The sequence below is a fragment of the Cupriavidus neocaledonicus genome (genome assembly GCF_000372525.1).
Lineage (GTDB): Bacteria > Pseudomonadota > Gammaproteobacteria > Burkholderiales > Burkholderiaceae > Cupriavidus > Cupriavidus neocaledonicus.
The window spans coordinates 85,863-97,125 of the sequence record NZ_AQUR01000082.1; the positions used below are offsets into that span (position 1 = coordinate 85,863).

An 11,263-nucleotide genomic window follows, 5' to 3' on the forward strand; every position below is an offset into this window, starting at 1 on the left:
GGAGACACCATGGAAGATGCCGTGCGAATCAGCACCCTTGCAGCGGCGGCAGCCACACCACTGACGGACCCACGCCGGCGCACGCTGCTGCGCGGGCTCATCGCACTTGGCATGGGCGCCGCGGCCAGCCCGCTGTACGCCGGCAACGGCTGGTCGGCGCGCCCGATCCGGCTGGTGGTGCCGACCCCGCCGGGCGGCGGCACCGACCTGTTCGCGCGCACGCTGGCGGCAGCGCTGGGCCGGGCACTGGACCAGACCATCGTGGTCGACAACAAGCCGGGCGCGAACGGCATCATCGGCAATGATGCCGTGGCCAAGGCCAGCCCCGACGGCCACACGCTGCTGTTCACCTATGCCGCCGCGGTGGTGATCAACCAGACCTTGCAGCCGAAGCTGCCGTATGACGGGCTGCGCGACCTGCTGCCGGTGGCGCAGGTCGGCGCGGGCGGCAATTTCCTGGTGGTGACGCCGGACTTCCCGGCGCGCACGCTGAAGGCATTCGTCGAGCAGGTGCGCAAGCGACCGGATGCCTATGACTACGGCTCATGGGGCATCGGCTCGGGCGGGCACCTGACCATGGCGGCGCTCGCCATGCAAACCGGCCTCCGGCTGCGCCACGTGCCGTACAAGGGCGTGGCGCCGATCCTGGCCGACCTGCAGGGCGGCGTGATCAAGGCGGCCTTCGTCGATACCTCGTCGTCGCTGCCGCTGATCCGCGCCGGCAAGCTGCGCGCACTGGCGGTCAGCGGCACGCGTCGCGCCCCGGCCACGCCCGAGGTGCCGACCATGACCGAGCAGGGCTATCCGTTCGACACCGACAGCTGGTATGGCCTGTTCGCGCCCGCCGGCACCAGCGCCGCGATCGTGCAGCGGCTCAATGCCGAGGTGAACCGCCTGCTGGCGGACGCGGCCATGCGCGAGCGCTTCCTGCAGCTGAATATGGGCATGGCGCCGCCAAAGACCGCGGAGCAGTTCGCGCAGACGGTGCGCGCGGATGTGGCGGTGTGGGGCAAGGTGATACGGGCAAACAACATCAGCGTCGATTGATGCCGCAGCAAGCGCGAAGGACTGCGCGCTGTAAAGGCGCTGCCTATGGGCCGCGCCCTCGCCATGGCCGTAGGCCTTCGCGGCGTGATGGTCCGACCGCGGCGGGCTGCTGCATGCGCCGTGGCTGGGCAGCGCCCTGGTCGTGCTGGCTTTCGGCCGGGCGCTCGCCGCCGTCGGTGGCCGCCGCTGGCGCGCCGCGCTGCCATGAGGCGGCGGCGCCGCCGGGCAGTCGACTTCTTCCTATATCGATGTCGGAGCCTCACCGACAGCGGCCGCCCGACCCAGCCACTAGTATCGATTCATAAAAACAGCACGCCCCACCAAGACCCGGTGCCGCAAGCGGCATCCGGGCACGGCTGCGCGCTGCATGGACTGACAGCAACAACAGGAGGAGCGCCATGGACCGCCGCCAGTTTCTCAAGTGGGGGAGTTTCCTGACCGTTACCGTTGCCACCGGCGGGCTCAGCGCCTGCGGCGGCGGCGATGACCCGGCGCCGGAACCCGATACGGGCAATCCCGAGAACTTCAATTTCCTGCACGGCGTGGCATCGGGCGATCCGCGCCCCGACAGCGTGATCGTGTGGACGCGCGTGGAAGGCAACAACGGCAAGCGGCCGGTGGTGGTGCGGCTGCAGGTGTCGACGCAGCAGGATTTCGCGCCGCCCACGCTGCTGGTCAACCAGCCGCTGATGGCCCTGCCGGACTGGGACTACACCATCCGCAACAAGGTCACGGGACTGAGCCCGGGTACGCGCTACTTCTACCGCTTCCTGCTGGGCAACCGCCCCAGCACCACGGGCCGCACGCGCACCGCCGCCGCGCCGGGCACCCCGCTGGCACAGCTGCGCTTCGCCTTTGTCAGCTGCCAGGACTGGAATGCCAATCACTGGGCCGGCATGGAAGAGCTGGTGCAGCAGGATCTGGACTTCATCGTCCATGTCGGCGACTACATCTACGAAGCCGTGCCGGGCGGCTCGCGCGCGGGCAACGTCGAGGACCGCCACACCGTGCTGCAGCTGCCCAACGGCACCGCCCTGCCGGATGGCAGCGTCTACGCCACCACGCTGGACGACTACCGCTACCTGTACCGCAACTACCGCAGCGACGCGCGCCTGCAGGCGCTGCATGCCGCGTTCCCGATGATCGCGATCTGGGACGACCACGAGTTCTCGGACAACTGCTGGCAGGATCGCCAGACCTACAACATCACCGACGACCAGACCCCGCGCACCGCGCGCCGGCGCGCCGCCAACCAGGCCTGGTTCGAGTTCATGCCGGCCGACGTGACCCTGGACCCGGACAACCCGTCGTTCCAGAACATACAGATCTACCGCGCCTTCACCTTCGGCAATCTGGCCACGCTGCTGATGACCGACGAGCGCCTGTACCGCGCCGACCACATCATTCCCGAGGCCTCGGTCGGCCGCTCGATCGGCAGCCTGTACTTCGTGCCGACGGCAACGCTGGCCGCGGCCGAGGCGCAGAAGATCGCGGCCGCCGGCAATACGCTGACACCGGTGTCGATGCTGGGCGACACCCAGCGCGCCTGGTGGCAGGACCGCATCGGCGCCGACGCCACCACCTGGAAGCTGTGGGGCAACCAGCTGTCGCTGCTGCGCATGCAGGTCGACGTGCCGCTGGCGGTGGCGCGGCTGATCGCGCGCGCGCTGGTGCTGGCCAGCAACGCGCTGGCCTCGCTCGAGACCGCAATCGCCAACGCGCTGGCCGATGACCTGCGCGCGGCGCGCATCACCGGCACCTATGCCAACCTGGCCTATACCGCGCTGCGCAACGTGCTCGCGCAGGCCGGCATCGACAGCGCCGCGTTCGACGCCAGCATCAAGCCCCTGATCGAAGCGCGGCTGCCGGCGGTGACGCTGCTCGAGCGCTTTATCCTCAATGCCGACCAGTGGGACGGCTTCAACGCCGAGCGCAAGAACCTGATGGCGTTCCTCAAGACCAACGGCATCCGCAACGTGGTGGCGCTGAGCGGCGATATCCATGCTTTCTTCGGCGGCCAGGTGATGGACGACTACGATGCCGCGGCGCCGGCGCCAGTGATGGTGGACCTGGTCACGGCCGGGCTGTCGAGCAACACGCTGCTCAGTTCCTTCCGCACCGTGGTCGACACCGACCCGGCCTTTGCCGCGCTGCGCGAACTGGTCTACAGCAACGTCGGCGGCACCCTCGTCAATACCTTCGATGCCACGCTGCGCGCCTTCAACCCATGGCTGCGGCACGCCGACACCAATGCCGAGGGCTATGCGCTGGTCACGCTGACGCCGCAGAAGCTGAGCTGCACCTTCCACACCATGAAGCCGCTTGCCGGCGGCACGGCGCCGGCGCTGCCGGCCACCGCCAGCACGCGCTTGCTGGAAGTGGCGGCGGGCACGGCCGATGTGACCGTAACCTAGTGACCGTGACCTAGTATCCGGCTTGCCGGTCCACCAGGTTCAGCAGCGCGCGCCCGTCGCGCGCGCGCCGCAGGTTGTCCAGGCATTGCCGCGCCACCAGCGGGTACGACGGGTCGGCCGCGATATGCGGCGTGGCCTCGATGCGCGGATGGTTCCAGACCGGGTCGTCCGCTGCCGGCGGTTCCTTGGCGAACACGTCCAGGGCGGCGCCGGCCAGGTGGCCGTCGTCGATCAGCGCTACCAGGTCCGGCTCGACCACATGTTCGCCGCGGCCGACATTGATCAGGTAGGCGCCCCGGGGCAGGCGCGACAAGCTGCGCCGGTCGAGCAGCCCCTCGGTGCGCGGCGTCAGCGGCAGCGTGCAGACCAGGATGTCGGTCTGCGCCAGCATGGCGTCCAGGCCGTCATCGCCGGTGAAATCCGTCACGCCCGGCAAGTGCTTGGCGGCGCGGCTCCAGCCGCTGACCGGGTAGCCGATGGCGACGAACATGCGCGCCACCTCGCTGCCGATTTCTCCCAGCCCCAGCACGCCCACGCGGCACTGCGCGGCATCGCGCCCCGCGTGGCGCTTCCATTCGCCGCGGCGCTGCTGCTCGGCGTAGAGTCCCAGCGCGCGGGTATGGCGCAGCGCCATCGCCAGCACGAAGCGGGCGATGCCGGCCTGCTGGCCGGGATCGACGATGCGCGTCACCGGGATGTGCACGGGCAGGTCGGGCGCGGCCAGCAGCTTGTCGACGCCGGCGGTGGCGGCACACACCAGTCGCAGGTTGGGATAGGCCGGCGCCACGCCGGGCTTCAGGCCCCACGCGATGATGGCCTCGACCTGTTCCGCGACGGCGGCCTCGCGGCCGTTCCACACGGTGATGTCGGGCGCTGCCTCGCGCAGCAGCGCGGTAATGGGAACCGCCATGAACGACGGCAGGTGGACGAGGATGGCCATGGTCAGTTGCGGTAATCTGGGTTGATGCGGTCGAGGCGGCGCAGCAGGCCGGGCCAGGCCAGGTTGGAGCCCTTGCCCTTGGTGGCCTGGCGCGCCTGCTGGCCCATGTTGGCGCTGGCGGCCTGCGGCACCCGCGTCAGCGGCGTGCCGCCGCTCTGCGCCAGGATCTGGATGCGGCACGCCGATTCCAGCGTGTACATGGTCAGGAATGCATCTGCCACCGTGCGCCCGCAGGTGAGCAGCCCGTGGTTGCGCATGATCATCTGCTTGCAGCGGCCCAGGTCGGCCACCAGCCGCGTCTTCTCGTCCTCGCGCAGCGCCACGCCCTCGTAGTCGTGATAGGCCAGCCCGCTCAGCGCGAACATTGCCTGCTGCGAGATCGGCAACAGCCCGTCCTGCTGCGCGGCGACGGCGACGCCGTGCGCGGTATGCGTGTGCATCACGCAGCCGACTTCGGGGCGTGCCTCGTGCACGGCGCTGTGGATGATGAAGCCGGCCGGGTTGACGTCATACGGCGTTTCCAGCACGGGCTCGCCGTGGTGGTCCACCTTGACCAGGCTCGACGCCGTGATCTCGTCGAACATCATGCCGTAGGGATTGATCAGGAACTGGTCCGGCGCATCCGGCACGCGCGCCGAGATATGCGTGAAGATCAGGTCGTCCCAGCCGAAGTGCGCCACCAGCCGGTACGCGGCCGCCAGGTCCACGCGCATCTGCCATTCGGCGTCGGAGACGCGGTCTTTTACGCGGTCTTGCGAGGTTTCGACGAGCTGGACTTGCGCCATGTGCGGCCTCCCGGGGGCGTGTGAGTGAGTCATTGAACCGCTGCATTGTCCCGGCACCCCGGACCAAAGTCTGTTAAGTGTTAGACAATCTCGGCTCCGGCAAGGAGGGTGATGTGGGACGTCAGATGAAGGCCAAGGTGGAGCATGCGTCGAAAGCGGACGAACCCGTGCGCGCGCTGCCGCGCAGCGTGCTCGCCAGCGGCTGGCTGCGCAACGCGCCGCCGCGCGTGCTGGAAGCCGTGGCGCAGGCCGCACGCCGCCAGCGCTTCGGCGACGGCGCGATGATCTTCGCGCGCGGCGATCCGCCCACGTACTTCTGCATGGTGGTGTCCGGGCGCGTGCGCATGAGCCGGGTGAGCAGCGGCGGGCGCGAGTCGGTGTACTCGGTGATCGGGCGCGGGCGCTGGTTCGGCGAGATCTCGCTGCTCGACGGCAAGCCGCGCACGCATGACGCCTTCGCCGTCGGCAACACCGAGCTGCTGGTGCTGGACCAGCGCGAGTTCCACCGCATCCTGGCCACGCACCCGGAAGGCATGCAGCTGATCGTGCAGCAGATCTGCGCGCGCCTGCGGGTGGCCTTCGACCATGCGCAAAGCGCGGCGCAGGCCCCGGTCGACGCGCGCATGGCGGCGCGCCTGCTGGAGCTGGCCGACCGCACCGACCACGTCGTGCGCATCAGCGCGGAAGAGCTGGGCGACATGGTCAGCCGCTCGCGCCAGACCGTCGCCAAGACGCTGCAGGCATGGCAGGACGCCGGTCTGATCCGCCGCGCCTACCGCCAGATCGAACTGCTGGACCCGGCCGCGCTGAAGCGCCTTGCCAGGCGATGAGATGGCGCACGGCCAGCCCCCGCGTGCGCAAATAACCTGCCTTGGCCGCGATGGCAAGACCGGTTAACGACCGTTGCAAAAACAAACAGAATGTCAGGTGCCCCGGCGCTACAGTGGTCATTCCCTGCCTGTAGGCGTCTCTAGGAGGTACACGAATGAAGCAACATCTGGCGAAATCCCTGGTCATGGCCGGCGCAATGATCGCGTCCTATCCGCTGTTCGCGCAGCAGGCCCAGCCGCTGCAGCCAAGCCAGCCGATGCCGATGACCCAGCCGATGCAGCCGATGCCGTCCACCCCGCCGACGCAATCCGCGCAGGCACTGCCCGCGGCTCCGTCCGCCCCGTCGGCCCAGATGGCGCCGGTGGGCCAGCCTGCCCCGGCCGCCGCCGGCAGCTATGCGCAAGCCCCCGTGCCGCCGGCCCAGCCCGGCATGGCGCCGGTGCCCGCCGATCCGTCGCTGGCAGGCGGCACGATGTCGGCAGCGGACCCAGCCAGCATGAGCCTGGCCCCCGATGCGCTCGGCACGCGCCTGGGCCAGCGCAGCACCTTCCTCGACGGCGCCTGAGCACCGTCCGGCGTGGGCCCGCAGCGCGCGAAAGCCCGTCGCTATTGCCAGCGCCGGCCCTCACCCCCGCCCCTCTCCCGCAAGCGGGAGAGGGGAGACAACCCACAGCGTTATCAACAGCCTCAAGCTCTCCAACCCCCGCTTGTGTACGCCCTCTCCCGCTCGCGGAAGAGGTTTGGGGTGAGGGCAGGAGCGCATCACGAAGTGACGGCCATCGCTATTGCCATCGCCCGTCCACACCCCGCCTCACCCTTCCCCTGCCGCCGCGCCCTGCTGCTGCAGCCATTCCAGGAAGGTGCGCAGGTGCAGCGGCTTGTCGGCATCACGCGGCACCAGCGCATGGTAGGTGTTGCCCGGAGCGCGGATCGCGCCGAACGGGGTGGCGATGCGCCCGCCGGCGCGGTCCGCCTCCAGCGTGGGAAAGGTGCCGATGGCAAAGCCCAGGCTGTCCGCCACCGCCTGCAGCGTGACAAAGAAATGGTCGAAGCGCAGCGTGCGCACCGGCAGCAGGGACGCATGCCCTGCCTGCTGCAGCCATGACTCCCAGCTCCCCGGCCGCGTTTCCGTATAGAGGAACACCCCCTCTACCAGGTCTTCCACCCCTTGCAACGGCACTTGCTGCAGCAGCGCCGGGCTGGCGATCACGGTCTGGTACTCGGCAAACACCGGCGCCGACTCGTACTGCTCGCCGCGCTCCAGCGTGCGCCGTATCGCCACGTCGAAGGTGCCGTTGAAGCCGGCTTCGTTGCTGAAGGCGGTCGAAACCCGCACGTCGACCTCTGGCTGCAGGCGCCGGAAATCATCCAGCCGCGGAATCAGCCAGCGCATGGCAAAGGTGGCAGGCGCGTTCACGCGCACCACCTTGCGCGTGGCGATGCGGCCATAGCGCTCGGACGCGGCGCCGATCTGGTCGAACGCCGTGCTGATCTCGCGCGCGAACGCCTGCGCGTGCACGGTCGGCACCATGCGCTGGCCCTGGCGGATAAACAGCGGCTGCCCCAGCCACTGCTCCAGGATCTCGATCTGCCGGCTGACCGCGCCATGGGTCAGGTGCAATTCGCGCGCCGCGGCCGAATAGCTGCCGGCGCGGGCGGCTACCTCGAAGATGCGCAGGGCGTTGAGCGGGGGCAGCTTGTGCGGCATTGTGAGATTTCCTGACAGGACCTGGAAAATAAACTCGATTGTGAGAGTTTATCGCCTAACTTAGCATCGGTCTCAGGCAAATCCTTTCCCCAATTCCGCCCAAAGAGACCCCATGAGCACCCAGATCCAGGCCAACGGCCATACCTACCAGTTGCCCGCCCGTCCCACCGTCATTGTCTGCATCGACGGCTGCGAGCAGGAGTACATCAACCTCGCGGTGCAGGCCGGCGCCGCGCCGTTCTTCGCCAGCCTGGCGAAACGCGGCACCGTCCTGACCGGCGATTGCGTGGTGCCGTCGTTCACCAACCCCAACAACCTGTCGATCGTGACCGGCGTGCCGCCGTCGGTGCATGGCATCTGCGGCAACTTCTTCTACGACACCGAAGCCGGTGCCGAGGTGCTGATGAACGATGCGCGCTACCTGCGCGCGCCTACCGTGCTGGCCGCTGCGGCACGAGCCGGGGCCAAGGTCGCCGTGGTCACCGCCAAGGACAAGCTGCGCGCGCTGCTGGGCCACGGCCTCCAGGGCATCTGCTTTTCCGCCGAGAAAGCCGACCAGGCCACGCTGGAGGAAAACGGCATCGACGACGTCCTGCGCAAGGTCGGCATGCCGCTGCCGTCGGTCTACAGCGCTGACCTGTCCGAATTCGTGTTTGCCGCCGGCGTGGCGTTGCTCGAAACCGAGCGGCCGGACCTGATGTACCTGTCCACCACCGACTACATCCAGCACAAGCACGCCCCGGGCACGGACGGCGCCAATGCCTTCTACGCGATGATGGACCGCTACCTGCAGCGCCTCGACGCGCTGGGGGCGGTCATCGGCGTGACCGCCGACCATGGCATGAACGCCAAGACCGATTCGCTCGGCAAGGCCAACATCCTGTTCCTGCAGCAGGTGCTGGATGAGCGCTTCGGCACCGATGCCACCCGCGTGCTGCTGCCGATCACCGACCCCTATGTCGCCCACCACGGCGCACTGGGTTCCTACGCCACCGTGTACCTGCCCGCCGGCACCGACCAGCGCGCCGTGCATGAGGCCATCGCCGCACTGCCCGGCATCGAACTGGTGCTGGACAAGCGCGCCGCCAGCGAACGCTTCGAGCTGCCGCCCGACCGCATCGGCGACCTGGTGGTGGTCAGCGAGCGCCTGACCGTGCTCGGCACCACGCCGGCGCGCCACGACCTGAGCGGCCTCGATGCGCCGCTGCGCTCGCACGGCGGCTTGTCCGAGCAGAAGGTGCCGCTGCTGTTCAACCGCAAGGTCAGCGTGCCGGCCGGCCAGCGCCTGCGCAACTTCGACATCCTGCGACTGGCGCTGAACCACGCCGACTGAAGCGGGTGCGTGCCGGCAAGGCCGGCATGCTTCATCAGCAAGGGGTGATGGCCGCCAAGACGGTCACCACCAGGGGGCGGCGCCATGCAAATCCTGCTTTCCCTGATGTCCGGGGTTGCACTGCTGATCTGGGGCGCGCATGTGACGCGCCACGGCATGCTGGAGGTATTGGGGCCGCGCTTGCGGCTGGTGCTGGCCGCGGGCACGGCCAGCCCGGCGCGCGGCTTCCTGGCGGGGCTGGGCGTGACCGCGCTGATCCAGAGCAGCAGCGCCACGGCCTTGATGACCAGCACCTTTGTGGCGGGAGGCCTGGTGTCGTTGCCGGCGGCACTGCCGATCGTGCTGGGTGCCGACGTCGGCACCAGCCTGATGGCGCGCTTGCTGTCGGTCGACATCTCCTGGCTCTCGCCGCTGCTGCTGGTCATCGGCATTGCCCTGCGTCTGTCCGGCAAGGACAGCCTGCGCGGACAGGCTGGCGACGTCATGGTGGGGCTGGGGCTGATCACGCTGGCCTTGCAACTGATCCGCCTCTACGCCGCACCGCTGCTGCAGGCTCAGATCGTGCACGCGATCTTCATTTCCCTTGGCAACGACGCCCTGCTGGCACTGGTGATCGGCGCCCTGCTGGCCCTGCTCGCATACTCCAGCCTGGCTGCGGTACTGCTGACCGCAACGCTGGCCATGGGCGGCGTCATCGGCCCGGCAACCGCCTTGCCGCTGGTGCTTGGCGCCAACCTGGGCAGCGGCCTGATTGCCTGCCTCGCCAATTCCGGCGCTGCACCGGCCGCACGGCGGGTATCACTCGCCAACCTGATGTTCCGGGTGGTGGGGATACTGGCATTCCTGCCGTTGCTGGACGCCATGCCCTGGCTGTTGGACCGCCTGGGCAGCAGCGCCGCGACCATGGCCATCGACTTTCACATGGCCTTCAACCTGGCCCTGGCGGCAACGCTGATCTGGTTTGTCAAGCCGGTGGCGTCGCTATGCAACCGATGGCTGCCCGATGCGCACGACCACGCAGCGCCCGGCGGCGCACGCTACCTGAGCCAGGGCGACCTGCGGCACCCGTGCGTCGCGTTGGGCAATGCCACGCGCGAAGTCATGCGCATCGGCGACGTGATCGAGGAAATGCTCGGTGGCATGAAGCTCTCGGTGGCGGGCAACGACCGCGCCATGAACGCCCGCTGCCGCGCGCTGGACGACCGTATCGACGACCTCTATTCGTCCGTCAAGATGTACCTGACCGGCGTCGACACCGACAGCCTCGACGACGACGATACCGCGCGCTGGGACGAAATCATGCTGGTCAATATCAACCTGGAATATGCCGGCGATATCGTCGAGCGTATCCTGGCCGACCTGGACCAGCGCAAGCTGAGCCGCAACTACCGGTTTTCGGACGAGGGCAGCGCGGAACTGCTTGCGTTGTGCGACATGCTGGTGGCCAACCTGCGTACCCGGCTGTCGCTGTTCGTCGCTGGCGACCGTACCGCTCCGGCCGTGCTGCACGAATGTGCCGCCGGATTCCAGGCCCGTGCCGAGCGCTTCACCGCGCGCCACATTGCGCGTGTGGCGCAGCGTCGCACGGCAAGCGTGGAGACCAGTGGCTTGCACCTGGATATCCTGCGCGAGCTTTCGCAGATGAACTCGCTACTGTGCGCTGCGCCCGCAGGCATGCCCGGCGCCCAGCGCAGTGCCCTCGCCGAGGACCCTCCGTTCCTGCCTGCCGAACACCCCGGCGCGCTGCATGCACCGGAACGCCTGCTTAATCCGTGACGCCGCGAGCAGCGAGACGGCTGACAGTGCCAGACTCGGGCTGCGCGCGCCGCCTCTTCAGCGTGCCTGGCCAAGCTGCGCCAGGATGGCCGGATTCTCCAGCGTCGAGGTGTCCTGCGTAATCTCTTCGCCCTTGGCCAGCGACCGCAGCAGGCGGCGCATGATCTTGCCCGAGCGCGTCTTGGGCAGGTTGTCGCCAAAGCGGATGTCCTTGGGCTTGGCGATCGGGCCGATCTCCTTGCCGACCCAGTTGCGCAGCTCGGTGGCAAGCTTGACGGCTTCGTCGCCGCTCGGGCGCGCGCGCTTGAGCACGACGAAGGCGCAGATCGCTTCGCCGGTCATGTCGTCCGGGCGGCCCACCACCGCGGCCTCCGCCACCAGCGGATTGGCCACCAGCGCCGACTCGATCTCCATCGTGCCCATGCGGTG

The 11,263-nt window shown here is 68.8% G+C and carries 10 protein-coding genes; 6 read left to right on the forward strand and 4 right to left on the reverse strand.

Annotated features, from left to right (window positions below; translation table 11 throughout):
- The first annotated feature begins 9 nt into the window (after positions 1-9).
- Together A3AG_RS0107750 and A3AG_RS0107755 are read left to right on the forward strand one after the other, a co-directional pair.
- Positions 10-1,047: a Bug family tripartite tricarboxylate transporter substrate binding protein gene (locus A3AG_RS0107750; RefSeq protein WP_018004877.1), complete on the forward strand. Its 1,038-nt coding sequence runs from the start codon at positions 10-12 to the stop codon at positions 1,045-1,047.
- Positions 1,048-1,445: 398 nt separating this feature from the next.
- On the forward strand, positions 1,446-3,461 hold the full coding sequence (locus A3AG_RS0107755) for an alkaline phosphatase D family protein (protein ID WP_018004878.1): 2,016 nt from the start codon (positions 1,446-1,448) through the stop codon (positions 3,459-3,461).
- A gap of 10 nt (positions 3,462-3,471) precedes the next feature.
- Here the strand turns inward: A3AG_RS0107755 and A3AG_RS0107760 are convergent, their stop codons facing one another.
- Together A3AG_RS0107760 and A3AG_RS0107765 are read right to left on the reverse strand one after the other, a co-directional pair.
- A complete protein-coding gene (locus A3AG_RS0107760; RefSeq protein ID WP_018004879.1) occupies positions 3,472-4,401 on the reverse strand; it encodes a 2-hydroxyacid dehydrogenase in 930 nt (309 codons plus the stop codon).
- Positions 4,402-4,403: 2 nt separating this feature from the next.
- Positions 4,404-5,186, reverse strand: a complete 783-nt coding sequence (locus tag A3AG_RS0107765; RefSeq protein WP_018004880.1) for a class II aldolase/adducin family protein — start codon at positions 5,184-5,186, stop codon at positions 4,404-4,406.
- Between the two features lie 113 nt (positions 5,187-5,299).
- Between A3AG_RS0107765 and A3AG_RS0107770 the strand changes: the two genes are divergently transcribed.
- Together A3AG_RS0107770 and A3AG_RS0107775 are read left to right on the forward strand one after the other, a co-directional pair.
- Entirely contained in the window at positions 5,300-6,016 is a 717-nt protein-coding gene (locus tag A3AG_RS0107770; protein ID WP_240619810.1) for a Crp/Fnr family transcriptional regulator, read from the forward strand.
- Between the two features lie 155 nt (positions 6,017-6,171).
- On the forward strand, positions 6,172-6,582 hold the full coding sequence (locus tag A3AG_RS0107775; RefSeq protein ID WP_018004881.1) for a hypothetical protein: 411 nt from the start codon (positions 6,172-6,174) through the stop codon (positions 6,580-6,582).
- A 246-nt stretch (positions 6,583-6,828) separates the two neighbouring features.
- Here the strand turns inward: A3AG_RS0107775 and A3AG_RS0107780 are convergent, their stop codons facing one another.
- Positions 6,829-7,725 (reverse strand): LysR substrate-binding domain-containing protein, encoded by an 897-nt coding sequence (locus A3AG_RS0107780; RefSeq protein WP_018004882.1) that lies wholly within the window; start codon positions 7,723-7,725, stop codon positions 6,829-6,831.
- A gap of 112 nt (positions 7,726-7,837) precedes the next feature.
- Between A3AG_RS0107780 and phnA the strand changes: the two genes are divergently transcribed.
- Entirely contained in the window at positions 7,838-9,058 is a 1,221-nt protein-coding gene (phnA, locus tag A3AG_RS0107785) for a phosphonoacetate hydrolase (protein ID WP_018004883.1), read from the forward strand.
- Positions 9,059-9,142: 84 nt separating this feature from the next.
- Entirely contained in the window at positions 9,143-10,834 is a 1,692-nt protein-coding gene (locus A3AG_RS0107790; RefSeq protein ID WP_018004884.1) for a Na/Pi cotransporter family protein, read from the forward strand.
- A gap of 57 nt (positions 10,835-10,891) precedes the next feature.
- Here the strand turns inward: A3AG_RS0107790 and A3AG_RS0107795 are convergent.
- Positions 10,892-11,263 (reverse strand): AMP-binding enzyme (locus A3AG_RS0107795; RefSeq protein ID WP_026164028.1); only part of this gene is annotated, 372 nt, incomplete at its 5' end.